Annotated in this window: 20 protein-coding genes; 11 read left to right on the top strand and 9 right to left on the bottom strand. The window is 62.6% G+C overall.

From position 1 onward, the window contains the following. Positions 1 to 156: 156 nt before the first annotated feature. The 9 genes from paaZ to paaE are packed head-to-tail and all read left to right on the top strand — an operon-like array spanning position 157 to position 8,365. Entirely contained in the window at positions 157 to 2,199 is a 2,043-nt protein-coding gene (paaZ, locus tag RLO07_RS17350; protein ID WP_462293395.1) for a phenylacetic acid degradation bifunctional protein PaaZ, read from the top strand. Between the two features lie 15 nt (positions 2,200 to 2,214). Continuing rightward, entirely contained in the window at positions 2,215 to 3,006 is a 792-nt protein-coding gene (gene paaG / locus RLO07_RS17345; protein WP_462293394.1) for a 2-(1,2-epoxy-1,2-dihydrophenyl)acetyl-CoA isomerase PaaG, read from the top strand. Next, complete coding sequence (gene paaI / locus RLO07_RS17340) at positions 3,006 to 3,452, top strand: hydroxyphenylacetyl-CoA thioesterase PaaI (RefSeq protein ID WP_462293393.1); 447 nt, start codon at positions 3,006 to 3,008, stop codon at positions 3,450 to 3,452. Before paaG ends, paaI begins: the two co-directional genes overlap by 1 nt. Beyond that, entirely contained in the window at positions 3,452 to 4,654 is a 1,203-nt protein-coding gene (gene pcaF / locus RLO07_RS17335; RefSeq protein WP_462293392.1) for a 3-oxoadipyl-CoA thiolase, read from the top strand. The genes paaI and pcaF overlap by 1 nt, the downstream gene beginning before the upstream one ends. Before the next feature lie 24 nt (positions 4,655 to 4,678). Continuing rightward, entirely contained in the window at positions 4,679 to 5,647 is a 969-nt protein-coding gene (gene paaA / locus RLO07_RS17330) for a 1,2-phenylacetyl-CoA epoxidase subunit PaaA (RefSeq protein WP_462293391.1), read from the top strand. Positions 5,648 to 5,658: 11 nt separating this feature from the next. Beyond that, complete coding sequence (paaB, locus tag RLO07_RS17325; RefSeq protein ID WP_304705345.1) at positions 5,659 to 5,943, top strand: 1,2-phenylacetyl-CoA epoxidase subunit PaaB; 285 nt, start codon at positions 5,659 to 5,661, stop codon at positions 5,941 to 5,943. Between the two features lie 9 nt (positions 5,944 to 5,952). Continuing rightward, positions 5,953 to 6,720, top strand: a complete 768-nt coding sequence (gene paaC / locus RLO07_RS17320; protein WP_462293390.1) for a 1,2-phenylacetyl-CoA epoxidase subunit PaaC — start codon at positions 5,953 to 5,955, stop codon at positions 6,718 to 6,720. A 7-nt stretch (positions 6,721 to 6,727) separates the two neighbouring features. Continuing rightward, positions 6,728 to 7,264, top strand: a complete 537-nt coding sequence (paaD, locus tag RLO07_RS17315; RefSeq protein WP_462293389.1) for a 1,2-phenylacetyl-CoA epoxidase subunit PaaD — start codon at positions 6,728 to 6,730, stop codon at positions 7,262 to 7,264. Between the two features lie 9 nt (positions 7,265 to 7,273). Continuing rightward, positions 7,274 to 8,365, top strand: coding sequence for a 1,2-phenylacetyl-CoA epoxidase subunit PaaE (gene paaE / locus RLO07_RS17310; protein ID WP_462293388.1), 1,092 nt, complete (start codon positions 7,274 to 7,276; stop codon positions 8,363 to 8,365). Between the two features lie 4 nt (positions 8,366 to 8,369). On the opposite strand, the gene RLO07_RS17305 is transcribed toward paaE, so the two are convergent. Then, positions 8,370 to 10,334 (bottom strand): pyrroloquinoline quinone-dependent dehydrogenase, encoded by a 1,965-nt coding sequence (locus RLO07_RS17305; protein WP_462293387.1) that lies wholly within the window; start codon positions 10,332 to 10,334, stop codon positions 8,370 to 8,372. 157 nt (positions 10,335 to 10,491) lie between these two features. Here RLO07_RS17305 and RLO07_RS17300 point away from each other — a divergent pair, with 157 nt between their 5' ends. Then, positions 10,492 to 12,270 carry an N-acyl-D-amino-acid deacylase family protein gene (locus tag RLO07_RS17300; RefSeq protein WP_462293386.1) on the top strand — a complete coding sequence of 593 codons (1,779 nt, stop codon included), beginning with the start codon at positions 10,492 to 10,494 and terminating at the stop codon, positions 12,268 to 12,270. Beyond that, on the top strand, positions 12,267 to 12,686 hold the full coding sequence (locus RLO07_RS17295; RefSeq protein ID WP_462293385.1) for an SRPBCC family protein: 420 nt from the start codon (positions 12,267 to 12,269) through the stop codon (positions 12,684 to 12,686). Before RLO07_RS17300 ends, RLO07_RS17295 begins: the two co-directional genes overlap by 4 nt. A gap of 24 nt (positions 12,687 to 12,710) precedes the next feature. On the opposite strand, the gene RLO07_RS17290 is transcribed toward RLO07_RS17295, so the two are convergent. The 8 genes from RLO07_RS17290 to RLO07_RS17255 all read right to left on the bottom strand — a co-directional run bounded on the left by RLO07_RS17290 (position 12,711) and on the right by RLO07_RS17255 (position 25,511). Beyond that, positions 12,711 to 14,078 carry a phosphotransferase gene (locus RLO07_RS17290; protein WP_462293384.1) on the bottom strand — a complete coding sequence of 456 codons (1,368 nt, stop codon included), beginning with the start codon at positions 14,076 to 14,078 and terminating at the stop codon, positions 12,711 to 12,713. Between the two features lie 5 nt (positions 14,079 to 14,083). Further along, positions 14,084 to 15,985, bottom strand: a complete 1,902-nt coding sequence (locus RLO07_RS17285) for a DUF3604 domain-containing protein (RefSeq protein ID WP_462293383.1) — start codon at positions 15,983 to 15,985, stop codon at positions 14,084 to 14,086. A 36-nt stretch (positions 15,986 to 16,021) separates the two neighbouring features. Next, positions 16,022 to 16,867, bottom strand: a complete 846-nt coding sequence (locus RLO07_RS17280) for an oxidoreductase (RefSeq protein WP_462293382.1) — start codon at positions 16,865 to 16,867, stop codon at positions 16,022 to 16,024. Position 16,868: 1 nt separating this feature from the next. Further along, entirely contained in the window at positions 16,869 to 18,116 is a 1,248-nt protein-coding gene (locus RLO07_RS17275) for a hypothetical protein (protein ID WP_462293381.1), read from the bottom strand. 23 nt (positions 18,117 to 18,139) lie between these two features. Further along, a complete protein-coding gene (locus RLO07_RS17270) occupies positions 18,140 to 20,533 on the bottom strand; it encodes a TonB-dependent receptor (RefSeq protein WP_462293380.1) in 2,394 nt (797 codons plus the stop codon). Positions 20,534 to 20,693: 160 nt separating this feature from the next. Then, positions 20,694 to 23,015, bottom strand: a complete 2,322-nt coding sequence (locus RLO07_RS17265; RefSeq protein WP_462293379.1) for an arylsulfatase — start codon at positions 23,013 to 23,015, stop codon at positions 20,694 to 20,696. Between the two features lie 144 nt (positions 23,016 to 23,159). Beyond that, positions 23,160 to 24,149 (bottom strand): MarR family transcriptional regulator, encoded by a 990-nt coding sequence (locus RLO07_RS17260; protein ID WP_462293378.1) that lies wholly within the window; start codon positions 24,147 to 24,149, stop codon positions 23,160 to 23,162. Between the two features lie 60 nt (positions 24,150 to 24,209). After that, the gene (locus RLO07_RS17255) at positions 24,210 to 25,511 is read right to left on the bottom strand and encodes a spinster family MFS transporter (RefSeq protein WP_462293377.1); all 1,302 of its coding nucleotides are present in this window, start codon (positions 25,509 to 25,511) and stop codon (positions 24,210 to 24,212) included.

Below are 25,511 nucleotides of genomic sequence, written 5' to 3'. Positions count from 1 at the left end.
CAGTAGTTTGCGACAGGATTCGAAGCGAGCGATAGTGGCTCCAAAGTATTACATAAAGCTTTACAGAAGGTAATCATTGTGTATCATAATTGGCGGCCTCGGGCGCTGGCCCGGGGCGGGTAAATCCCACAACGCATAATACAGGAGACGCGCTTCATGAAGTTGCAAAGTTATGTCAGCGGCCAGTGGCAGGAAGGCACGGGTAGCGGTGTTACCGTGTGCGACGCGGTTACCGGTGAACCGGTCTGCGACGTCAGCAGCGAGGGCGTGGACTTTGCGGCAATGGTGCGCCACGGTCGCGACGTCGGCGGGCCCGCCCTGCGCGCGATGACTTTCCATGAGCGCGCAGCAGCCCTCAAGGCCATGGCAAAGCACCTGATGGAGCGCAAGGAAGATTTCTACGCCCTGTCGGCGCGTACCGGCGCGACCCGCGCCGACGGCTGGGTCGACATCGAGGGCGGCATTGGCACGGTCTTCACCTATGCCAGCCTGGTCAGCCGGGAAATGCCCAACGATGTCATCATGGCGGAAGGTGATGTCGAGCGCCTGTCAAAGGGCGGCAGCTTTCTCGGTCGCCATGTCCTCACCTCCAAGCCCGGCGTGTCGGTACACATCAATGCCTTCAATTTTCCCTGCTGGGGCATGCTGGAGAAGATTGCACCCAGCCTCGCCGCCGGGGTGCCGGTAATCGTCAAGCCGGCGACGCCAACGGCCTATCTCACCGAGGCCATGGTACGGGAAATGATTGCGGGCGGCTTCTTCCCCGAAGGTTCGATCCAGCTCATCTGTGGTTCTGTCGGGGATCTGCTGCAGCATCTGTCCGAGCAGGATGTGGTCACCTTCACCGGCTCCGCGAGCACCGGGGGCAAGCTGCGTACCCACCCCAACCTGGTGGCCAATTCGGTGCCCTTCACCATGGAGGCCGACTCACTGAATTGCGCCATCCTCGGTGCCACGGTTGGGGTTGACGATCCGGAATTCGAATTGTTCATCAAGGAAGTGGTGCGGGAGATGACGGTCAAGGCGGGGCAGAAGTGCACCGCCATCCGCCGTATCATCGTGCCCGCCGCGCAACTGGACGCCGTTGCCGGGGCGCTGCAGGCGCGGCTGGAAAAGACCACAGTCGGCGATCCCGGCGCCGAAGGCGTGCGCATGGGGCCGCTGGTGGGCCGCGATCAGGCCCGGGATGTGCGCGCCAGCGTCGAGCAGCTGGCGCGCGAATGCGAAGTGATCTATGGGGGCGGGGAAACATTTCCGCTCACCGGTACCGACAACAGCAGCGGCGCGTTCTTTCCGCCTACCCTGTTGCGCTGTGACGATCCGCATGGCAAGACGCTGGTCCATGAAGTGGAGGCTTTTGGCCCGGTCAGCACGCTCATCCCTTACCGGGACATCGACGATGCGATTGCCATCACCCGTCTCGGCAAGGGCAGTCTGGTTGGCTCCCTGTTCACCTTCGACGATGCCGAGGCACGGCAGGTGATACTGGGTACAGCGCCATGGCACGGTCGCATGTTGATCATCAATCGCGATTGCGCCGGTGAGTCAACCGGCCACGGCTCGCCGCTGGCGCCGCTGGTACACGGTGGTCCCGGGCGCGCCGGTGGTGGCGAAGAGCTCGGCGGCTTGCGTGCCGTCAAACACTACATGCAACGCACCGCGCTGCAGGGCTCACCGACCACGTTGATGGCCATTACCTCCGAGTACCATGCCGGGGCCCGATCCTACTCCGATGACGTGCATCCCTTCAAAAAGTATTTCGAGGACCTGCAGGTGGGTGAGTCGCTGCTGACGCACCGGCGCACGGTGACGGAAGCGGACATTGTCAACTTCGGCTGCATCAGCGGCGACCATTTCTACGCCCACTTTGACGAAATTGCCGCCAAGGACTCCTTCTTTGGCAAGCGCGTCGCCCACGGCTATTTCGTGATATCCGCCGCGGCGGGGATGTTTGTGCATCCCGCTCCCGGTCCGGTCATTGCCAACTACGGTCTCGAGAATCTGCGCTTTGTTGAACCGGTGGCGCCGGGCGACACCATCCGTACCCGGCTGACGGTGAAGAAGAAAATCAAGAAGGCCCAGCGCGGTGATGAAAAACCCAATGGTGTTGTAGTGTGGGCCATCGAGGTGACCAACCAGGCCGACGAGCCAGTGGCCATCTACGACATCCTGACGTTGGTAGAACGCCGCGAAGACTGAGGAGGGCAGCTGCTCATGGCCTGGGAACATATCGAGTTCACTATTGACAAGGGCGTGGCACGGCTGGTGTTGAACCGGCCCGCAGCGCTCAACAGCTTTACCGCGGCGATGCACGCGGAGGTGCGGGAAGTACTGACCCGTGCCGCCGGGGATCCCCAGGTGCGGGCGGTATTGCTGACCGGCGCTGGCCGCGGCTTCTGCGCCGGCCAGGATCTCAACGACCGCGCCGTGTCCGCGGGCGATGCGCCGCCGGACCTGGGTGACTCGGTGGAAAAGTACTACAATCCGCTGATCCGCCTGCTCGCCGGCATGGAGAAGCCGGTGATCTGTGCCGTAAACGGGGTGGCGGCCGGAGCTGGCGCCAATATCGCCCTGGCCTGCGACATCGTCATTGCGGGGCAGTCTGCCAGTTTCATCGAGTCCTTCGCCAAATTGGGCCTGATTCCGGACTCAGGCGGTACCTGGACCCTGCCCCGCCTGGTCGGCATGGCCCGGGCCAAGGGGCTCGCCATGCTGGGGCCCAAGGTATCCGCGGAGCAGGCCCTGGCCTGGGGCATGATCTGGCAGGTGGTCGAGGATGATGAATTGCAGGCGACCGCACTGGCACTGGCTGAGACCATGGCCACCCAGCCCACACGCGGGTTCGCCTTTACCAAGCAGGCGTTCGCGGCCTCGGCAGCCAACACGCTTGACCAGCAGCTCGAACTGGAAAAGGAATTGATGCGGGCCGCGGGCCAGACCGCGGATTACCGTGAAGGTGTCGCCGCGTTCCTGGAAAAACGTCCGCCACAGTATCGGGGTGAATAGTGAGTAGCCCGGAACAACTGGCCCGTGACTGTGGTGAGGCCCTCTGGGTGGGTGACCACGCCTGCAGGGCGCTGGGGGTGACCCTGGTGGCGATTGCACCGGGCACCGCTACCATGACCATGCGCGTGCGGGCCGACATGGTCAACGGTCACGATCTCTGCCACGGCGGCCTTATCTTTACCCTGGCGGACAGCTGCTTTGCCTATGCCTGCAACAGCGAAAACTTCAACACCGTAGCCGCGGGTGCTCGCATCGAATTCCTGGCCCCGGCCCGGCTGGGCGAGGAACTGACCGCAAGTGCGAGCCAGGTGCAGCAGGGCAGGCGCAGTGGCGTCTACGATGTTACCGTGACCAACCAGGCGCAACAGACCATTGCCTTGTTTCGGGGTAACTCCCACCGCATTGGCGGTCACCTTGTCGAGACTGGAACCGGAGAAATTGACTAATGCAAGACGCTTTTATCTGTGATGCCCTGCGCACTCCCATAGGCCGCTACGCTGGTGCCCTGGCGGCTGTGCGTGCCGATGACCTGGGTGCTATTCCCCTGCGCGCATTGATGGCGCGCAACCCGGGAGTGGACTGGGCGCAGGTCGACGACGTCTGGTTTGGTTGCGCCAATCAGGCCGGCGAAGACAACCGCAACGTGGCGCGGATGAGCGCTTTGCTGGCCGGCCTGCCGGTGACGGTACCCGGGGTCACTGTAAACCGGCTCTGTGGTTCCGGCATGGATGCCATCGGCAGCGCTGCCCGGGCCATCAAGTGTGGAGAGGCCCAGTTGGCCATTGCCGGCGGTGTCGAATCCATGTCCCGGGCACCTTTTGTCATGGGCAAGGCGACCGCTGCCTACGGCCGCGACCCACAGATGTATGACACCACCATAGGCTGGCGTTTCGTCAATCGCCTCATGCAGAAACAATACGGCATCGATTCCATGCCCGAGACCGCCGAAAACGTTGCCGAGCAATTCGCTATCGAGCGTGCGGCCCAGGATGCTTTTGCCCTGCGCAGCCAGCAGCGCACCGCTGCGGCCCAGACGGCGGGGGTCTTCGATACCGAGATCACTCCGGTCAGCATTCCCCAGCGCAAGGGTGATCCTGTACAGGTGACTCAGGACGAGCATCCGCGCGACACCACGCTGGACGCGCTGGCCAAACTCCCGACACCGTTCCGCGAAGGCGGTACCGTGACCGCAGGTAATGCCTCAGGGGTCAACGATGGTGCCTGTGCGCTGCTTATCGCCTCTGCGGAGGCGGCGCGCAGCCATGGTCTGGAGCCGCGCGCGCGGGTGGTGGCCATGGCCAGCAGCGGCCTGGAGCCCCGGATCATGGGTTACGGCCCGGTGGAGGCTTCGCGCAAGGTACTGCGGCTGGCGGGCCTCGAGCTCGCCGCCATGGATGTAATCGAGCTCAACGAGGCCTTTGCGGCACAGGGGCTCGCGGTTCTGCGCGGCCTGGGGCTCGCGGACGACGCGCCCCATGTCAATCCGAATGGTGGGGCCATCGCCCTGGGGCACCCCCTGGGTATGAGTGGCGCGCGCCTGGTAACTACCGCGATGTACGAACTGCATCGTCGTGGTGGTCGCTATGCGCTGTGCACCATGTGCATCGGGGTTGGCCAGGGTATCGCAATGGTAATCGAACGAGTTTGACGGCAGGTTTACAGGAGAGCGGTTATGACAGCAGAGCATACAGAGCAGAATCCGATGTCAGTGGAAGAGCGCTTTCAGGCGCGCATTGACGCCGAGGAGAAAATTGAGCCGAAGGACTGGATGCCGGAGAAATACCGCCAGAATCTGATTCGCCAGATATCCCAGCACGCACACTCGGAAGTCATTGGCATGCAGCCCGAGGGCAACTGGATCACGCGGGCGCCGAGCCTGCATCGCAAGTGCATCTTGCTGGCCAAGGTTCAGGACGAGGGCGGTCACGGCCTCTACCTGTACAGTGCAGCGGAGACCCTGGGCGCCAGTCGGGAAGAAATGATTGACGCCCTGCACACCGGGCGCGCCAAGTACGCTTCCATCTTCAATTATCCGGCCCTGACCTGGGCCGATATCGGTGCCATTGGCTGGCTGGTGGATGGTGCGGCCATTGTCAACCAGGTGTCCCTGCAGCGTACGTCCTATGGACCCTATGCCCGCGGCATGGTGCGGATCTGCAAGGAGGAAAGTTTCCACCAGCGCCAGGGCTACCACATCATGATGACCCTGGCCCGTGGCACTGAAGAGCAGAAAGCCATGGCACAGGATTCGCTGAACCGGTTCTGGTGGCCCTCGTTGATGATGTTCGGGCCCCACGATGCCGAGTCCGCACACTCTGCGCAGTCCATGAAATGGAAAATCAAGCGTCAGAGCAACGATGAGCTGCGGCAGAAGTTTGTCGACCAGACGGTAAAGCAGGCCGAGGTCATCGGCCTCACCATGCCCGACCCGGAGCTGAAATGGAACGAGGAGCGGGGCCACTACGATTTCGGTGAAATCGACTGGGAGGAGTTCAATCGCGTGATCAGCGGCGACGGCCCCTGCAACCGACAGCGTCTCGCCCACCATGTCAGGGCCCACGAAGAGGGCCAGTGGGTGCGCGACGCGATCACCGCCTACGAGGCCAAAAAACGTCAACGCTCGGATCGCCAGGCGGCATAGGAGACACAATAATGTCAGAGCACATGAAACTGTATGAAGTCTTTATCCGGTCCCGTCGCGGGCTTGATCACAAGCACGTTGGCAGCCTGCACGCGGAAGATCCCGCCCAGGCACTGGAATATGCCCGCGACGTCTATACTCGACGCAGCGAGGGCGTCAGCATCTGGGTGGTCAACTCCTCGGATATCGTTGCCTCCCAGGAAGGCGATTGCGAGAGCTTCTACGATCCCCTGGACGACAAACCCTATCGTCATGCAACGCACTACCAGTTGCCCGACGAAGTCAACAACATGTGAGGTGGTGACATGACTGCTGCCAATACGCAAGACGCCGTCCTGCAATATGCGGTGCGGCTGGGCGATGACGCCCTGGTGCTGGGCCACCGCCTGTCGGAGTGGTGCAGCAATGCGCCGTTCCTGGAAGAGGATCTGGCGCTGACCAACGTTGCGCTGGACTATATCGGTCGTGCGCGCATGTTCTACAGCTATGCCGCCGAACTCAGCGGAGACGGCCGCAGCGAGGACAGTTTTGCCTACCTGCGTGACTGCCGCGAATTCACCAACCTGCTGCTGCACGAGCTGCCCCGGGGTGACTTCGCCTTCACCATGGCGCGACAGTACCTGGTCGACGAGTACGCCCTGGCTTTCATGCAGGCGCTGCTGGAATCAGCGGACCAGCAGCTGGCGGACATTGCCGCCAAGGCCGTAAAAGAGTGTAAATACCATTTGCGCCGCAGTCGCGACTGGATGCTGCGCCTCGGTGATGGCACGGAGGAAAGCCAGCGTCGCCTGCAGACCGCGGTGGACGATCTCTGGGGCTACACCGATGAACTGTTCGAGCTCGACGCCCTGGAGACCTCTCTGGTCGCGGCAGGTATTGCCGTCGACAGCCCTGCGCTCAGGCCCGCCTGGGACGCCGCGGTGCGTGACACCCTCGCGGAGGCCTCCATCGATCTGCCGGCGGGAGACTGGTCGGTTCGCGGCGGGCGCCAGGGGATCCATACGGAATCCCTGGGCCATCTGCTCAGCGAGCTGCAGTTCATGCAGCGCGCCTACCCCGGCCTGGAATGGTGAGGCTGAGATGGTGACGGCTGCGGACCGCATACCCGTATTACCGGCCGAGGAGCATGAACGCCGGCAACGGCGCTCGCGCTCGACGCTGCCAGCGCTCTGGGACCTGCTGGACGAGGTCAAGGACCCGGAAATCCCCGTCATCAGCCTGTGGGAACTCGGGGTGCTGCAGGATATTGAACAGCGTGGCGAGACGGTGGTGGTCACCATTACCCCGACCTACTCCGGCTGTCCCGCCATGACGGTAATGGAGGAGGACATCGTTGCCGCATTGCAGGCCGCTGGCCACGACCAGGTGGTGGTGGAAACCCGGCTGTCCCCCGCCTGGTCCACCAGCTGGATGACTGCCGCTGCCCAGGAGAAGCTGCGGGACTGGGGTATCGCCCCGCCGGGCTGCGGCAGCGCCGAGGTGGCCGGGTCCATCAGCTGCCCGCGCTGCGGCTCGGAAGATGTGCGCAAACTCAGCGAATTCGGCTCCACGGCCTGCAAAGCGCTATACCAGTGCAACAGTTGCGCCGAACCTTTTGACTACTTCAAGCCCATTTAGGAACAGCCCATGGCAGACATGCAATTTTTCCCCCTGGAAGTCGCCAGTGTCGAACCCGAGACCGATCTCGCCATCAAGGTGAGCTTTGCGGTACCCGAGGAACTGCGCGAGCGTTTTCGGTTCCAGCCCGGCCAGTACCTGACCCTGCAGCAGAGCCTCGACGGCGTCCCGGTGCGGCGCTCCTACTCGATCTGTGCCGGCATCCACGATGACGCGCCACAGGTGGCGATCAAGCGCGTGGAAGGCGGCCTGTTTTCCAATTACGCCAACGACACCCTGCAGGCCGGAGACACGCTCGAGGTGATGCCGCCCCAGGGCAACTTCTTCGTGCCACTGGACGCCGGACGCGCACGCAATTACCTGTTCATTGCCTCCGGTAGTGGCATCACCCCGGTCATCTCCAATATTCGTTCCATCCTGGCGGAGGAGCCCGAGAGTCGGGTGACTCTGCTGTACGGCAACCAGCGCGCCAACACCATCATGTTCCGGGAGACACTGAGCTTTCTCAAGAACCGGTATCTCGACCGCCTGCAGTGGGTGAATATTCTCAGCCGGGAGGACCAGGGCGCGGACATCCTCAACGGCCGCCTGGACAATCGCAAGGGTGGGGAACTGAATCGGCGCCTGATCGACCTGAAGCGCTATGACGAATACTTCATCTGCGGCCCCGAGTCGATGATTTCAGAAGTTTCCCGCGGCTTGCGCAGTGTCGGCGTGAGTGAGGAAAATATTCACTATGAGCTTTTTGCCTCGTCGGCGGAGGATGCCGAGGCTGTCATCGCCAAGCATCACGCCCGGGCGCGCGACTACGCCGGCAAGGCCAGTGACGTCACCATCGTCATGGACGGCCGATCCAGCCAGTTCAGCCTGGCCACTGACGGCGAGAATGTGCTCGATGCCGGCATCAACCAGGGCCTGGATCTGCCGTTTTCCTGCAAGGGTGGTGTCTGCTCGACCTGCAAGGCAAAACTGGTGGAAGGTGAAGTCGACATGGATATCACCCATGGCCTGGAGCCCGGCGAGATCGAGCAGGGTTTCATCCTGACCTGCCAGGCGCACCCGATCAGCGACCGCATCGTGGTGGACTTCGACCAGAAGTAGCGCGCTACCGCGACGGCAGTCGAAACGCCACCAGGGCGTCACCCATCTTCGAGCCCAGCATGCGATTGCCGCCGGCCGCAATCACGACGTACTGGGTGCCATCGGCGACCGTGTAGGTCATGGGAGTGGCGTGACCGCCTGCGGGCAGCCGGGCTTTCCACAGTTCCGTACCGGTCTCGGTGGCAAAGGCGCGCAGATAGCTGTCGGTGGCAGCACCGATAAAGGTCAGGCCGCTGGCGGTGACCAGGGAGCCGCCGCTGTTGGGTACCCCCAGGTCCAGCCACAGGGGGAACGGCGCCAGGTCGCGGGTGCTGCCCAGGGGGACCTCCCACGCTTTCTTGCCGCTGGTCATGTCGATTGCCGTCAGGACGCCCCAGGGTGGCCGGTTGCAGGGCGCGCCCAGCGGCGACAGGAACGGGCGCCGCTTCACCGCATAGGGTGTGTCCAGTTGCAACTCCACGCGCTCGGCAAAGTCCGGCGATTCGACCACCTCCCGGGGTACCAGCTCTATGATCGCGGGTACCCGGCTGGTATTGGCCAGCAGCAGCTTGCGCACCGGGTCCCAGCTGACGCTGCCCCAGTTGCTGCCACCCATGAAGCCAGGGTACACCAGGGTCGGCTGGGTGCTGATCGGGGTGTACAGACCCTCGTAATTCAACTCCCGGAACTGTTTGATGCAGGCTCGCTTGTCAAACCAGGCAAAGCCGAACATGTCCTCCTCCGTCAGTTCGGTCGGGTGCAGGGGCTCGGGCAGCTGCGGCCAGGGCTGGGTCGGGGACACGGCCCCGGGCGCTGGTCCGCCCTGGGGTGCGGCGCGCTCCTCAACGGGAAACAGGGGCTCGCCGGTTTCGCGGTTGAGCACGAACAGGAAGCCCATCTTGGTAGCCTGCACCAGTGCGGGAATCGGACCGTCCGGTCCAGGGAAGTCGAACAGTACCGGCTGTGACGGCACATCGTAGTCCCAGATATCATTGTGCACAGTCTGGTAGTGCCACACCCGTTCACCGGTATTGCTGTCCAGCGCCACCACCGAACTGCCAAAGGCGTCGAGTCCGTCCCGCCCACCGCCATAATAGTCACCCGCCGGGTTGCCGGTGGGGATGAAGACCAGTCCTCTTTCTGCGTCTGCAGAGAGCGGCGCCCAGGCGTTGGGGCTGCCCGGTGTATAGGCTTCGGCCAGGCGTTTTTCCGGCAGCACCGCTTCCCAGTCCCAAAGCAGGGCGCCTGTGCGCACGTCGAAAGCGCGAATCACGCCGCTGGGGACCCCGCCACGGCGCAGGTCGGCCACGTGGGCGCCGGTGACGATCCGGTCATTGACCAGCAACGGCGGTGAGGTCATCGCGTATTCCGCGGGCCCTACGTCGCCCAGCGCCGCTTTCAAGTCCACTTCGCCATCGACACCGAACTCCTCGCAGGGCTTGCCGGTACCGGCATCCAGGGCCAGCAGGCGCCCGTCCAGGGTGCCGGCGACAACGCGGGCCGCACAGGCCTGGCCGGGGTCTGCGTCTGCATCGGCATGGTAGGCGACGCCGCGGCAGGTGACGCTGTACAGGCCACGCAGTTCGGGGTCGGCAGTGTAATGCCAGCGCTCGGCGCCAGTGGCCGGGTCCAGGGCGATGATGCGGTTGCGCGGCGAGCAGAGGTACAACGTGTCCTGGGCGAGGATGGGTGTTACCTGCATGGCAGGACTGTTGAAGCTGTCCGGGAAGGTCTCGGGGGCCAGGTCGCCGCTGTTGTAGGTCCAGGCAATTTCCAGTTGGTCGACGTTGGCAGGCGTGATCTGCTGCTGTGCCGAGAAGCGGGTACCGCCGGTATCACCGCCATAGTGCGGCCAGCCGCCGTGGCTTTCCAGCAGGGTTGCGGGCAGCGTCGGCGTAGGTGTGGCGGGCGTGTCATTGCCACAGGCGCTGAGCAGGGTGGCGCAGGTCAGGGCCAGGAGGCGGGCGCCTGGGGGTGGCAGCGGGTGCATGTTCGGATGGTCCTCCGTGGCAAGGCTAACTGGCTGGACCAGTGGCTGATTCCGCAGCCTCTGAGGTGATTCCCGGAGCGGGAAACTTTCCAGCGGGGATTGATTGCTCTAGTCTGGTGAGTACAAGAATGATAAGCAAATTCCGGAGGATAGCCCTTTGTACGATCTGCTGATTTGTAACGGGAAAATTGTTGACGGTACTGGTCGACCGGTCTATGCGGGCAATGTGGCCATCGTTGATGGCCGTATTGCTGCTGTCGGCGAGGTGTCCGGGGACGCCCGCCGCGTGATTGATGCCGAGGGCCTGCTGGTAGCGCCAGGCTGGGTCGATACCCATTCGCACATGGACGGCCAGGCCACCTGGGACCCGTATTGCAGCCCGGCTTCCAACCACGGCATTACCACCCTGGTGATGGGCAACTGCGGTGTCGGCTTCGCGCCCTGCAAAGCGGATGATGCCGAGCGCCGGCGCATGATCGAGGTGATGGAGGATGTGGAAGATATCCCCGGCGCCGCCCTGGCGGAGGGTATTACCTGGGAGTGGGAGAGTTTTCCCGAATATCTGGATGCGCTGGATCGCATGCCCCGAGCCATCGATGTCGGCGCCCAGGTGCCACACTGCGCGGTGCGCACCTACGTGATGGGCGAGCGGGGTGTGAACAACGAGCCCGCCACCGAGGAAGACATCGCGCAGATGGCAGCGATCGTCCGCGATGGTCTTGTTGCCGGAGCGGTGGGCTTTACCACCTCACGCACCCAGCTGCACACCACGCGTAACGGCGAAGTGATGCCCGGTACCTATGCCGACGCCGGTGAACTGCTGGGCATAGGCAAGGTGATCGGCGAGACCGGCCAGGGCATCTACGGGCTGGTGTCGGATTTCAGCAACTGGGAGGAGGAGATGGCGTGGATGAAGCGCCTCTCCATCGACAACAACTGCCAGGTGAATTTTGTCCTGTTCTACCGTACCGAGGCCGACTGGCCGCGGGTGCTCAAGCAGCTGCAGTTTGTGCAGGACGCCCGCGCCGAGGGCGCGCGCCTGATTCCCCATGTCGGTGCGCGCCCGGTCAATATCCTCATGGGCTGGGAGGGCACGGTCAATCCCTTCATGTTCCACCAGGCCTGGGCGCCCCTGGCCGGGCTGGATCCGGAGGCGCGCCTGCAGCAGCTGCGCGATCCGGCGGTGCGTCGGGCCATCGTGACGGAGTCACCGCCGCACCTGGGCCACGACATCATGGACAAGATCGCCACCGGTTTCGACAACCTCTACGTGCTGGGCGATCACCCCGACTATGAGCCCACCCTGGAGGACAGCATTGCCTTCCGGGCGCAGCAGGCCGGCGTTACCCCCGCCGAGTTTGCCTACGACGCGCTGCTGGAAAACGACGGCAAGCGCATGCTGTACTGTCCGTTGTTCGGCTACGACAACCGCAACCTGGACCGACAGATGCAGATGCTGGCGGACGAGAACGCGGTGATCAGCCTGGCGGATACCGGCGCCCACTGCGGTGTTCTGTCCGACGCCAGTATTCCCACCTGGCTGCTCAGTTACCTGGTGCGGGACCGCAAGCGCGGCGCCTGTTTCGGGCTTGAGGAGGCCGTCAGCATGCATACCCGGGATACCGCGCGCTGCATGGGCTTCGCCGACCGTGGCACCCTGGAGCCGGGCATGAAGGCCGATATCAATATCATCGACCTGGAGCACCTGGCGATCGAGACTCCCAGGGTGATTTACGATTTGCCGGCCGGGGGCCGCCGGGTGTTCCAGGGTGCCAGCGGCTACCGCTACACGATCGTTTCCGGAGAGGTCATCATGGCAGATGGCGTCCCCACCGGGGCGCTGCCGGGGCGACTGATCCGCGCCGGGCAGGAAGCGAGTCGCGCCAAAGCAGATAACCTGAAAACCAACCATCCAAGCGAGGAAACTGTCCGATGATCAAGGTCAACATTGAAAAGGAGCTGGACGCTCCCGTGAGCAAGGTTTGGGAATTGCTGGAAAATTTTGGCAACCTGGACTGGTATCCCGGCTGGGAGAGGATCGAGGTTATCGGCAGCGGCATTGGCATGACCCGGCGCATCCACATGACCGGCATGGACCCGATCGACGAGATTCTGGAAACCATGGACCCTGCAAGCCGGTCGTTCAGCTACACCATTCCGAAGATGCCGATGCCGGTCAGCGAATACCGCGCCTCGGTTGAACTCAAGTCACTGGACAACGGCGACAGGACCCTGGCCCACTGGCGCTGTGAGGCCAAGCCCGAGGGTATTCCGGAAGCCGATGGCCAGGCCATGCTGGAGGGTATTTACGCCGATATGCTGGCCAAGCTCGAGGCCGCTGCCAAAAGCTGAGCAGGTACCGGGGCGCAGCGCGGCTCAGTCCAGTGCCGACCAGTTGCGCTCCGGGTACAGGGACGCCGCTGGCTGATACAGCCATTCGTCCCGCCAGGCCTTGCGCGCCAGGTATTGCAGCAGTGGTTCATCGGCAATGCGCCGTTCCTTCATGGCATCCAGTAGCCGGGTCTTTGCGCGGGCGTAGTCAGTGGGCTGCTGCCCGAGCAGTCGGGCAATGTCCGCCGCATTGGCGGCGCGGATGGCCTCGCCAAAGCGGTGCTCCCGCTCTGCGCAATCGACCAGCACCCGGGCGTCATCCAGCCGCGAGCGTGCGAACGGGGTTTGCACATCCGGCAATACATCCCGCTGCAGGCTGGTGGCGGCCGCGCGCAGCAGCGTCGATGAGGGGCCGCTTTCAGTGTCCGGGAATTGCGGCCGTTCCAGCGCGATCCCCATCGCATCAGCCAACGCCTCGCAGGTGGAGCGATCGCCGACGTAGCGATAGCACAGGTACCAGGCCATCGATTCGCGCAGGCCGGGCTGGGCGCAGGCGGCATGAATCGGAATCATGCCGCGCACGTTTTGCTGGATCCGGTAATACCGGGCCGAGGCGCGAGTATAGGGGATCCCGGATTCCGTCTCGTAGCGACGGAACAGGCCCTGCAGGCCGCCGCTGGGGTTCCAGAACTCGCGCACGCAGATGTTACCCAGATCCTCCATGGGATCGCCCCAGTGGCCCCATTCCCAGTCCACCACCGCGGTGACGCGATCGTCCTCGAACATGAAATTGACCGGCCCGGTATCGCCCTGGACGAGTGAGACCCGGGCCACTGATTGCGGCACGAAACGGCGCAGCCAGTCCACGCCGTAGCTGAGCAGCGGGTCCTCATAATCTGCAAGAAAGCCGGCAAACTGCTGTAATTGCGCGTCGAGATCGCCGAGCGCAGCCTCGGCCGCATTGCCGGGGCGGGGTCCCAGCAAGTCGTCCAGGGCAAGATCGTCGGGGTCAAGGCGGTGGAGTCGCGCGATAATGTCGATGAAATCCTCCATGACCTTGCGCTGCTGCGCCTCGTCGGCGACACCGGGCAGATCGGCGCTGCCCGGTACCCGGCTGAAGAGGGCGGCATGGTGCGCCTCGTTCCAGCCCAGCAAGGCGGGAACCGGAATGGCGGTCTGCATCAGCGCCCGGCAGACCCCCGCTTCGCGCCGCAGGGATACATTGCTGCCGGCGACTGGCTGTCGATCAAGGCGCAGAAAACCTTCGAGGACGCTTCCGTCCGCCGCTGTTACGTCCACCACCCACGCTTCGCGCCGTGCCACATGGCGCTCCAGCCGGCTGAGCTGTCCCTTGCCGAGGGTTTCAAGCCAGTTCAGGAGACCCGCTGGCAAGTCGTGGTTGCTAATGGACACGGTATTCACTCCGGTTCGAGCGGGGTTTTTCCAGGTGCGGGCCGATACCAGATCGGTGAGGTATAGGCGCGTTCCTGGTGTACCAGCGCGGTATCAGGTGGTATGTCGGCATCCATCCTCACCTGGTCGTGCAGCGTCCAGCGCGGGGTCGGAATCTCAAGTACCCGGGCGTAGTACACGGCCGGCTGCGTGGGATCAAAGTCGGGATCAGTCCAGACCGTCGCCAGTTCCGCATCGCCAATGCTGTTGCTGTAGCTGGCGCTGGATCGATCGACGGTGTCGCCGACCGCCTCGAGTTTGCCCGCCTCATTCCTGTTGCGCTCACCGGACCAGGCCACATCGTATACCCTTTCCCGGAGCTCGCCCCAGCGATCCACCCAGCCCTTGACCACCTGGATCCGGTCGAGATTGGCGCCGTCCGGCTCCTTGAGCGCGGAGAGCATGAATACAGGTGCCTTGCCGTCGGCGCCGGGCGGCAGCTCGCCGCCCATGGGTACGCCTTTCCGGTAACCGCGCAGGGCAGGGTGGGGGCCGGCGAGATCGTCCGCCGAGTAGTCCCAGCCGCCGAAGAAACGTACCCGGATGCGCGGCCCTGTGGTGGCATAGGCCTCGCGTCGGCGCATGGCGTCGAACAGGGCTTCCCGCGTGTTTTCCGTCGCCCAGACCGCGGCATAGCCCGATGCCAGCTGCATGGCACTGTTCATCTCCGCTTCCGGGATGCCCCAGAGTTTGCTGGCGCGATCCGGTGACGGTTCATGGGTCACCATCTTGCCCCAGTAATTGTCTTCCTCGACCGCAGCCAGCGCCGTGTGGGAGTCACTGCTGCCGATCATCCCGAACTGGAAGGGATTGATGCCCAACTGCTGCTCCAGTTTCAGCCCCAGCTGCAGGGCCGGGCGCGCGTACTGGTAGTGCTGCATGCTCTCCTGCTGGGCCTCGCTCATGTCGATATTGAACTGGTCCCAGGTGCCGTAGTCCGCGAATTCGTCGGTGGGTGAGAGCAGCGGGTGGGCCTCGCTGTCGCCCTTGATCTGGGTCACTTCAATCAGCGGCTCCCAGCGGATGCGTTCGCGGGCATAGTCGGCGTTTATCGCTGCGCCGCTGGAGTCGGTCGGTGCGAACATCAGTCCGCCGCTCAGGTTGCTGTTGTGGGGGATGGCCAGGGCCTGGCCGCCAGTGTTCATTTCATAGTCCGACAAATAACGCCAGAGGGCCTCTGGATCATCGCTGTCGAAGGCGGAAAAAGGCGTAACCTGGTTGGCGCGGTCGGCACCATCGCGCAGCACCACCACCCGGTGCAGGTTGTCCCCGCCGGGCATTGCCGACCACTCGAAACCGACAAAAGCAGTAAACACGCCGGGCGTGTTGGCCTCGTCGGCAATGCGGTTGTTTTCCTCCCAGGGGGAGGGCAGTGACTCGGGCAGCGTGACCAGGGGTTCGCCCGCGGCGTAGGAGGCGCCGATGTCCAGCATCATGCGCCCGAAGCCGATCGCATCACCGGCCGCGAGTACCTTGAGCCAGTTGCGTGCGGTCTCGTTCTCGAGAATGGCCGGCTCGCCGGCACGGATCAGGGGCATGATGCCCAAATACTCCGCGTGGTCCGACACCACCAGGAAATCCAGCGGCCGGTTGATTTTCGCCTGCATGCCGTTGTTGGCGGTTACCGTTTCGCCGCGGGCGAATCGGTAGGCGTGCTCCGGCCCCAGGTCCCTGGCACCAAACAGGTTGGCATCCAGAGAGACGGAGGTGTGCAGGTGGGTGTCGCCCCAGAATACCTGGTTGGGATAGTCCTGATCCTGCCAGGGAGAATAGCTGGCCTTGTCGGCGGGTGTCTCTGCAGCCGCGCCTGTGGTGGCGAGCGCGGTCGCGGCAACAAGGGCACCCAGGCGCTGTCTGATCGATTGCATCGTGACTCCTCTTGTTGTTATCGGTCAGCCTGGGGCTCAAGCGACGGGGTAGTCGGCCGCGGTGCTGAGTGTTTCCAGTCGATCCAGCCCGGCGTTCACCTGCGCCAGCTTGTCGCGGTAGGTGGCCAGTGCCCCGGCGCCCAGTACCAGCTGCGCCGGTGGTTCGGGCATAGTGTACAGATCGACAAAAATGCGCGCTGCCCGCACCGGGTCACCCGGCTGCTTGCCATCAATGGCGGCAATCATGTCCAGACGCTCGTGTACCTGCCGGTAGTCGTCGATGACTGTGCCCGAGCGCTGCATGGACCGGCCGGACCAGTCGGTACGGAAGGCGCCGGGTTGCACCGAGGTCACCCGGATGCCCAGAGGAGCCACTTCTTTCTGCAGGGCCTCCATCAAGCCTTCGAGCGCGTACTTGGAGGCGCTGTAATAGCCTGTGCCAGGATTCGCCATGATGCCGGCCTGGGAGGAATTGTTGATGATGTGGCCACTGCCCTGCCGCCGCATAACCGGCAGCACCGCACGGGTCAACGCCAGGGCGCCAAAAAAATTGACATCGAACAGGTCCCGTACCGCATCTTCCTCGCCTTCTTCGATGGCTGCCACATAGCCGTAGCCTGCATTGTTGACCAGTGCATCGATGCGGCCAAACCGGGCAAGCGTGGCGGCGACACAGGCTGCAATATCCTCCGCAGACCCGACATCGAGTTGCAGCGCAATTGCCTGCTCGGGAAAGCGCTCGCAGATATCCGCGACCGAGGCCGGGTTGCGTGCGGTCACCGCGACCAGGGCGCCTTCCTCCAGCGCGGCAAGCGCGATCTCCCGGCCAAAACCGGTGGAGCAGCCAGAGATCAGCCAGACAGAACTTTCTAAAGCAGGCATGTTATTCCTCCAGACGCCAGGCGTAACTCTGCGCCCTGGCGGTCAGCTGCTGGTAGCGTTCCGCGGGTGTCAGCCAATGATGGTCTCCGCTCAGTTCCTGTTGCAACTGCTCGTGGGCTACCAGGCGCTGGCGCACGCCAAGGTCTGGGCCGGGGATGCCGCCGGCAAACTCTGCCCAGCGCAGGGTGAGGATACCCTCGTCGAGATCGGAAGGATCCAGCCAGTTGTGCACACCCGGGTCCCGCAGGCTGAGGACAAAGGTGTAGGTCCCGTCCGGATTGGCGCGGGACTGGTGCCGGTTCAGGCAGCCAGTACGATCGGTGATCTGGTTGGTGGTGCCCCAGATGTTGGTGATGGGCGCGATGAAGTAGTCGGCGCCACCGAGATTGACGTCCAGCACCATGGCGGTATCTGCATCAGGCAGGCGGAAATAGCCCATGATGTAGATCTGGTTGCGCAGGGCGCCGTCGCTGTCGCGGTCAATGGTGAACTCGAAGGCATTGACCGGCCCGTCCATCGCCTGCCGGTTCCAGCGCGCGGTGGATTCCGCCCAGCGCTGCATGTAGGTCTTGATCCGGTCCAGATTCTCCGCTTCGCTGAAAGGCTGACGCGACGGCGCGGGCTCCAGCACTTCAATCGACAGCTCGTTGGCCCGATCCGAGCCCCAATTGGCAATCACGTCGCGAATATAGAATTCGTGGCTGCCGGGGGGCGTTTGCACATGGTTGCGACGCCCATCCGCGGCGCTCGCATCCACAGTGATCTCGAAGCGCCCCTCGGCATCGACTGCCAGATCCTTGCCATCGAGCAGGCCGAGGGTTTGCATTTCCGGCCCCCATAGGGTGAAGTAGTTTTCCACCAGGCGTTGCTCTGCGACCCTGCCCCGGATCAGATAACGATATTCATGGTGCACGGGTATCACCCGGTAGATCGAGTCGGGGTTGTCGATACCCCAGCGGCTGCCGGGAATGTCACGGCCCGCGAGGTGATGGGGTAGCCGGCTGATGGTAATGACCTTCGGATACAGCGGGTCCTGGTTGAGAGCCCAGACAGTGGCGCCGAACATCACTTCCTCGAAGGCCCAGTCGAAGCAGCTGCGCATGGTCGCACCGGGAGCTGCGTGCTCGAGCCAGAACTCGCGCACCCGCTGGCGGGCGGCGACAACCTCCGGGTGTTGATAGTAGCTCAGCGCCAGCAATTCATGCTGGCGCTGTTCTTCGGTGTTGATGGGGTTGTTGCTTACCCGCATGTCTGCACTCCGTGGTTGTGTAGTTAAAACTCGTAGACGACATCCAGCCCGTACATGCGCGGCAGAATGAACGAGTCGGTGGCGAAGCCAAGTGCTCCGAAATCAATCCCCCATTCGCGGTAGCCCTTGTCCGCCAGGTTCTTGCCCCAGGCGGAAACGCGCAGCGAACCGGCTCCGACCTCAATATTTGTCAGGCTGGCGCGGGCATTGATCAGCGTCTGCTTGCCAGCCGAGTCGTACAGGTTGTTGATGGGATGAAAGTAGCGTTCACTGTTGTAGGACGCATTCGCCTGCACTACCAGCTGACCGAAAGAGAAAGGCTCGAAGGTATATTCGGCGATCAGGCTGGCGTTGTGCCGCGGCGTATGAATTGTTTCTGCAATGTCGGAAATGTCGACGTTTTCCGTGCCACTCCCGACACCGGTAACCGGGTTGCTGGGCGTGGTTTCGAACTCCTTGATATCATTGTCTATGAAGCCGTAACTGGCCTTGAGCAGCAGCCCGGTGACGGGAATCAGGGTCGCCTCAATCTCCACTCCCAGAGCCTCTGTCTTGCCGGCATTGGCAATGATGGAAGAGGCGCCGCCAGAGCCCGCCTCGAACTGGGTGACCTGCTTGTCCTCATAGACATAGTGGAACAGGGCTGCGTTGAGGCGCAGCTTTTGCTGCCACAGGTCGGACTTCACCCCCAATTCGTAGGAGGTTACGTTCTCCTCATCAAAAGGCGTGGCGAAGGCGCTGGAGCTTGCGGCACGGGCGTTGAAGCCGCCCGAGCGGAAGCCGCGGGAGAGGGTGAAATAGGTATTCAGGGTGTCACTCGGCGCGTAGCGGACGGTGACCGCCGGGGTTACATTGGACCATGAGTCATCGCCAATGACCTCCTCTATGCCCTCATTGCGCTGAATGTTCGAATTGCGCAGAAAGGAGGTCTTGTTGTCGCGGGTATAACGGAGTCCCACCGTGACATCCACCTGTTCGTTGACCGCGTAGGTCAGCTGGCTGTAGGCCGCTACCGAGTCGTTGTCCGAGCCGTAGACAAATACTGGCGTTCCGAGCAAGGTATCCTTGCCAAAACAGGCCAGTGGGTTGGCGAAGGTCGGGTCCTGGCAGAGGAAGGACTGGGTTCCCTGATCCAGTCCACCGTAGGCGAAAATGGCGGGCAAAACGAAGGACTGCGGGTTGTCCTCGTAGGTTTCTTCCTCGAAGTAGTAGAGCCCCAGAGTGTACTGCAGGCGGTCACTCAGGGCCGTGCCCAGCATCTGGAATTCCTGAGTGAACTGGTCCTGTCTGCTGTCGCGGCTGGCGATGAACAGGGGGACGAAGTCTCCTGCTGGAATGACGCCGCCCCTCCCGTCCAGCACATTGACCCCGTCGGAAGGAAAGCTGCCGTATTCGTTTTCGGTTGTTCCCGAATCCCAGTCGCGATGGGCGGTGATGGATTTCAGGGTAAAGCTGTCACTGGCCCATTCCACTGTGAGTGCGTGGCCCTTGATGGTGGACCAGTTGGCCGCTGAGTCCGAGAACGGCATGGGCAGGCTATCCTGGCGCCGGGGCGACGCCACCGCCGCGGCCTGGGCATAGATCGGGCCGCCGAGGCCCGCCTGGAAAGGCCTGATATGGACCAGCTGGACAATGGCCCCGTTGCTGTCGCGGTCCGAGTAGTCGAACACGTAGTCCGCGGTCAGAGTATCGTTGGGCTGCCACCGTAGCGCGAACCGCGCCGCTTCGGACTTTTGGGTCTCCCCCAGTTTGTTGTCTGCCTCGGAGTTGTCGAGCCAGCCTTCCCGGCTCCAATGGGTGTATGAGACGGTTGCGGCAAAGTCCCCGTGCTTGCCCGTGTCCAGCGAAGTCTCGCTGCGGAGGTAGTCGTAATTGCCCGCGGAAAGCTTCTGCCTGAAACCGAATTCTTCGCCGGGTTTGCGGGTTATGAGGTTTATTGCGCCACCAATGGCGTTGCGGCCGTACAGGGTTCCCTGGGGGCCGCGCAAGACTTCTATGCGCTCGAGGTTGACCGTGTCGAAAGAGGCCCCGGAAATGCGTGCGATGTAGACGCCGTCGGCGTATAGACCCACGGTGGGTTCGGTCAACAGCGAAGGATCGGTAGAGGACATGCCGCGCATGCTGTAGCCATAGTTGTCGGAGCTGCCCGGCGGTTTGCGGATTTCCAGGTTGGGCGTGTACAGGGCGACATCGCCGGGCTCCCCGACGCCTATCTGTTGCAACGCCCCTATGTCGAAGGCCGAGACTGCTATCGGGGTCTCCTGCAGACTCTCCTGGCGCTTTTGTGCGGTAACAACGACTTCCTCCAGCATCTGGGTACGTGCAGTCGCGTCTTGTTGGGCCAGGCTCGGGGCCGCAGCGAGGCAGCAGCTGGCCAGGGTCAGGGAATGCTTGAGCTTGTTATATCTCTTATTCATCGCATCAGTCTCCGGTCGATCAGGTCAAACAGGAATCGTCGTGAGACATCCCGGCAATCACCAAAGCGGACATCGCACACACCTGTAAATAGTAAACCAGGTACCGTATATTGCAAGTGCAGCGAGCAGACCGCCAAGGATGGTTCAGATGTTCAGCCCGTTATCGCAGCTCGATCTCAACGCGACCGATTCGCGCGCCTGTGAGCGGGAAGCCAACGGCAGCGTCCGGGGGATAGTTTCCCGCCGGCGAGCCAGTGTCTACGCCTATATCGAAGGTCTCGTCAATGGAATAGAATCCGGGTGGCGTGGCGGGTGTCCGCTGCTGGCCCAGGATCCCGTCAGCCAGCTTCAGGGTAAATTGCCCGCCCCGGCCGTAACCGCCTCCGTCATAGTCGAACACGAGCGTCAGCTGGTGCTCACCCGGTGGCAACGGTTCTTGCCCGGCGATGCTGAACTTCGCGACTTCGAATACCCGGTACTCGAACACCGGCCGACTGTCTGCGTCCAGGTAAAGCGACCAGCCGCTGCCGGTGGCGCCCAGGGTGGCAATCACACCCTCTGCAAACTCGTTGCCTTCCGCGGAAACAACTACTTGGGCCCGGAGGATCCAGGAACGATTGGCCATGCCCGGCGCACCACTTTCGGGAATTGCGATCGCGCCCTCGTAGAAAGTAAAGTGCTCGCGATTGCCCCGCAGGCTGGGCAGGGGCGCGTTACCGCGAACCGCCAGTGCGTTGCGAAGCGGCAGGATTCCGACGCGTTTTGCTTCATTGTGGAACTGCTCTTGCAGCGTGCGTAACTTGTCGGGATGTGCCTGTGCGAGATCCCTGCTTTGGCTGAAATCCTGTTCCAGATGGTAGAGCTCCCAGACATCGTCTTCGAAGGGCGTGGGAGACACCGGCAAGCCGACCTCCCAGGGCAGCATGCTGTGGCGCGCCGACGCCAGCCAGCCTTGGTGATAGATCGATCGATGGCCGTGGACTTCGAAATACTGGGTCTGCTTGTGCTCCGGCGCTTCGGGGTCGGCAAAGCTCGGCAGAAGGCTGGCACCATCCATGGGAATTTGCCGGACGCCATTGACCATCTCAGGCAGAGACAGGCCCGCAGCGTCGAGAACGGTGGGAGCAATATCATTGACATGCGAGAACTGGCTGCGCAGCCCGCCCTGGTCGTGTATACGCTGTGGCCAACTGACAACCATCGGCGTCCGGGTTCCGCCCAGATGGGAGGCAACCTGCTTGACCCAGGGGAAAGGGGTATTGGTCGCCCAGGCCCAACCCGCCGGGTACAGGGCAAAACTGTTGGGCCCGCCGATGTCGTCGAGTTGCCTGAGCTGTCGCGCGATCGGTTCCTGCATGCCTTGCAGCGCGCCCAGATAATTGGTGCTCCCCTCGTTGCCGGCGGCACCCTCGCCGCCGTTGTCGCCGACCAGGTAGATGAACAGGGTATTGTCAAACAGGTTGAGGGCTTGCAGGGCATCCACTATCCGGCCCACCTGGGTATCGGTGTGACTCAGGAAACCGGAGAAGACTTCCATCATGCGGGAGGCGACGATCTGTTCCTCACTGCCAAGGTCATCCCAGGCTTTTATGCCCTCGTGCCGCGCCGTCAGGCGAGCATCGGCGGGAATGACCCCGAGTGCTTTCTGGCGTCGAAAAGTCTCCTCCCGCAGCCTGTCCCACCCCTGAGTGAACTGGCCACGATAGCGGCTGATCCAGGGTTCAGGTACCTGCAGCGGCGCGTGTGTGGCGCCGGGCGCGAAATAGAGGAAAAACGGCCTTTCGGGTGCCAGGGAGTTTTGCAACTTCATCCAGCGCACGGCCTGTTCCGCCAGATCCTCGGTCAGGTGGTAGCTTTCTCCCGACGGGCGACGCACCGCGGTAGTGCCTTCATACAGCGTGGGCTCAAACTGATCGGTCTCGCCGCCGAGGAAGCCATAGAACTTTTCGAAGCCCTGGCCTACGGGCCAACGCTCGAATGGCCCGATTGGCGAAGCTTCCCAGTCTGGTACCAGATGCCATTTGCCGAACAAGGCCGTGCTGTAGCCGTTATTGCGCAAGATTTCGGCAATGGTTGCGGTTTCGGGTTGCAATACACCCTGGTAGCCGGGATAGGCATTGGAAGAGTTGATCACTGCGCCGACGTTGGCGACATGGGAGTCGCGGCCGGTGAGCAGGGAGGCTCGCGTGGGTGAGCACAGCGCTGTTGTATGAAAACGGTTGTAACGGAGACCAGAGCGGGCAAGTCGCTCAAGTGTGGGAGTGTGGGCGGGGCCACCAAAGGTACTTGCGGCCCCAAAACCGGCGTCGTCCAGCAGTATTACCACGATGTTTGGTGCGTCTGCCGGTGCTTGCTGGACGGCAACCACCGGAGCCGGATCTGCCGCCATGCTGGTGCCTGTGGTGGACGCAAGAAGGCTTGCCAGCAGCAGACATAAGGCACTTTGGCGCTTGCGACCGAGGCCGGGAGTGGTCACGTTCATTGTTATTGTCTCCGCCTTGCTGAACTGTCGGCCCGCGATCGAACCATTGGCATGCAGCTGAAATTAATAGTAAGCAAGGTATCGGATATTGCAAGTCGTGTGTTCTGTGGTGGCTTGTTTCCATGCAGATGGCCGTCGTATGCCTCAAAGCCTTGCCGGGCTGGACAGCGGGACGCTGAGATCGAGAGCATGGGCGGCATGCGCGAGGCTTTCCTGCAAGTCCTGAAGCGTACGCCGACCGACAATACTGCGGTAGTCTGTTTCAATATTGGCGAAAGCGGCCAGCAAGGCGGCAATGAAGGCGTGGCCTTGAACGCTGAAAGCGACCTGACGCACCCGCTTGTCCCGAGGGTCTACCGTGACAGTGACATACCCCAGGCGTTGCAGTGAGGTGACCTGTTTTCCCGTTGCCTGCAGTGAAATACCCGCTGATTCAGATAGTTGCGACAGGGTCATGCCGGTCAGACTCAAGTGGCTGACCACGGCGAGATGGTCGATGCGAACGCCGGTGTGTCCCGTCGTCTCCATGATATGGGCACATCGGCGGTGGTAATCATCCCCCAGCAGCTGTAGATAACGGCCGATGTTGTGGGAGACATAAGTCTTTCTGTTGTTGCGAGGCTTCTCCGGACGTACGGAGTGCAGGGCCTGCTGGCCACTGATAGCAATCTCAATATCGAGCGCTGTCAGGAATTCGTAGAGCCTCAGCTCAAGGGCTTGCAATGCCTCGGCGCCCACAATCCTGGAATACACCCGGTAGATGCCTTCAATGATTGCGCTTGACTGCTGCAGCAACTGCAGACCTTCTGGGGTATAGCTGATCAGTCGCGCCCGCGCATCCTTGGGGTCGCGTCGCTGCTGGATAAGCCCCATGGCCTCCACATTCGCAACCAGTTTGGCCATGGCTCTGTGAGTGATGCCAGCGCGAGCAGCGAGAACGGTAAGCCGGGTGCCACTGAGTTCGAGATTGCGCAAGACCGACCCATGGACGGGCCTGATGTCGGTATAGCCGTGCCGGTGGTAGGCAGCCAGCATCCTGCCGGAAAAATCATCGGCGAGTGCCACCAGCCTGTGGCCGAGATTGTCTCGACGGGCCTGGTCCAGGGCTGCCTGTGAAACGGCTGCCCTGGTCACGATGGATGGCTCCTATAGGCTTTCGTCCGCCATGCAGTTTTCTGCGCCCGTGGCGCAGGTTCACACCACCGCCAGGCCATCGCGGTCACTCTTGCGTTTGGCCAGGTCAGCCGGCAGCTTGCGCGCTCCGACATAGAACAGCGCAATTGCCACCAGCCCGGTCATGGATGCCAGCACCATCGCGTAGCGCAGGCTCTGGTCGCCAAAGCGCGGTGCCAGCAGGTCACTGGTCAGACCGGTCAGAAAGGGGCCGAGGCCGAGGCCGATCATGTTCAGGACAAAGAACAGGATGGCGGAGGTCAGGGCGCGCATGGACGGCGGTACCAGGGCGTGAGACATGGCGATACTCGGGCCGAGGTACAGCGCGGTAAGAATGTTGGTGAAGATCAGAATGATCAGCAGGTGCGTAGTGTTGTCTGTCAGCAGCACATACAAATAGGGGCCGAAAGCGATGAGGCCACCGTACATGGGAACCCAGAGGTACCAGCGCGCATCGCGGGCACCAAAACGATCGCCGAGATAGCCTCCGAGGTAGGTGCCCGCGGCGCCGCCAATGCCGGATACCAGCGCCAGCACCACCCCGACCTGGGCAATGCTGAGGCCGTGGTTGCGGATCAGGAAGGAAGGAAAAAAGTTGCCGACTCCGTAGCCGACAAAAGCCATCAGTGAACAGCCAAAAGCGATATACCAGAACGATGGCAGCTGCTTCAGCACCGACATGGTTTCGGCGAAGCTTGGCCTGTGTGCGGTCTCTGCCGCCGTGTCCCAGCGCCCCCGTATGGGTTCCTGTACCGTGAATCGGAGTACCACGGCAAAGAGCACGCCGGGGATGCCCACCACCAGGAACGCCATGCGCCAGCCAAAGGCTTCGGCAATCATGCCGCCGAAGGCGAAGCCAAACAGGATGCCGACGTAGATACCCATGGAGTAGAACGACAGGGCACGTCCGCGCTGCTCCGGGGGAAAATAGTCGCTGATCATGGAGTGCGCGGGCGGGCTGCCACCCGCCTCGCCGAGGCCGACACCGATGCGCGCCGCCAGCAGCTGGCCGTAATTCTGCACAAAGCCCGAGAGCGCGGTCATGCCGCTCCACACTGCCAGCGCCAGGGAGACGATATTGCGGCGGTTGCCGCGATCAGCCCAGTAGGCGATAGGAATACCTGCACAGACATAGATCAGGGCAAAACTGAAGCCACTCAGCAACCCCAACTGGGCGTCCGACAGTCCCATGTCGGCCTTGATCGGTTCCTGCAGGATCACCAGAATCTGCCGGTCGATGAAGTTGAAGGCGTAGACAATGGTCAACATGACCAGGACAAAACGCTTGTAACCGGCCGAGTAATCCTGTGCCGTCTGGCTCAC

The sequence above is a fragment of the Haliea sp. genome (genome assembly GCF_040221975.1).
GTDB lineage: Bacteria > Pseudomonadota > Gammaproteobacteria > Pseudomonadales > Halieaceae > Haliea.
The sequence above is the reverse complement of the archived record's forward strand: the minus strand, read 5'-3'. Positions and strand labels throughout refer to the sequence as shown.

Excerpts from the sequence above, each read along its gene's own strand:
- paaZ (WP_462293395.1), top strand. The coding sequence starts at position 157 with ATGAAGTTGCAAAGTTATGTCAGCGGCCAGTGGCAGGAAGGCACGGGT.
- paaG (WP_462293394.1), top strand. The coding sequence starts at position 2,215 with ATGGCCTGGGAACATATCGAGTTCACTATTGACAAGGGCGTGGCACGG.
- pcaF (WP_462293392.1), top strand. The coding sequence starts at position 3,452 with ATGCAAGACGCTTTTATCTGTGATGCCCTGCGCACTCCCATAGGCCGC.
- paaA (WP_462293391.1), top strand. The coding sequence starts at position 4,679 with ATGACAGCAGAGCATACAGAGCAGAATCCGATGTCAGTGGAAGAGCGC.
- paaB (WP_304705345.1), top strand. The coding sequence starts at position 5,659 with ATGTCAGAGCACATGAAACTGTATGAAGTCTTTATCCGGTCCCGTCGC.
- paaC (WP_462293390.1), top strand. The coding sequence starts at position 5,953 with ATGACTGCTGCCAATACGCAAGACGCCGTCCTGCAATATGCGGTGCGG.
- paaD (WP_462293389.1), top strand. The coding sequence starts at position 6,728 with ATGGTGACGGCTGCGGACCGCATACCCGTATTACCGGCCGAGGAGCAT.
- paaE (WP_462293388.1), top strand. The coding sequence starts at position 7,274 with ATGGCAGACATGCAATTTTTCCCCCTGGAAGTCGCCAGTGTCGAACCC.
- RLO07_RS17305 (WP_462293387.1), bottom strand. The coding sequence starts at position 10,334 with ATGCACCCGCTGCCACCCCCAGGCGCCCGCCTCCTGGCCCTGACCTGC.
- RLO07_RS17295 (WP_462293385.1), top strand. The coding sequence starts at position 12,267 with ATGATCAAGGTCAACATTGAAAAGGAGCTGGACGCTCCCGTGAGCAAG.
- RLO07_RS17285 (WP_462293383.1), bottom strand. The coding sequence starts at position 15,985 with ATGCAATCGATCAGACAGCGCCTGGGTGCCCTTGTTGCCGCGACCGCG.
- RLO07_RS17280 (WP_462293382.1), bottom strand. The coding sequence starts at position 16,867 with ATGCCTGCTTTAGAAAGTTCTGTCTGGCTGATCTCTGGCTGCTCCACC.
- RLO07_RS17275 (WP_462293381.1), bottom strand. The coding sequence starts at position 18,116 with ATGCGGGTAAGCAACAACCCCATCAACACCGAAGAACAGCGCCAGCAT.
- RLO07_RS17270 (WP_462293380.1), bottom strand. The coding sequence starts at position 20,533 with ATGAATAAGAGATATAACAAGCTCAAGCATTCCCTGACCCTGGCCAGC.
- RLO07_RS17265 (WP_462293379.1), bottom strand. The coding sequence starts at position 23,015 with ATGAACGTGACCACTCCCGGCCTCGGTCGCAAGCGCCAAAGTGCCTTA.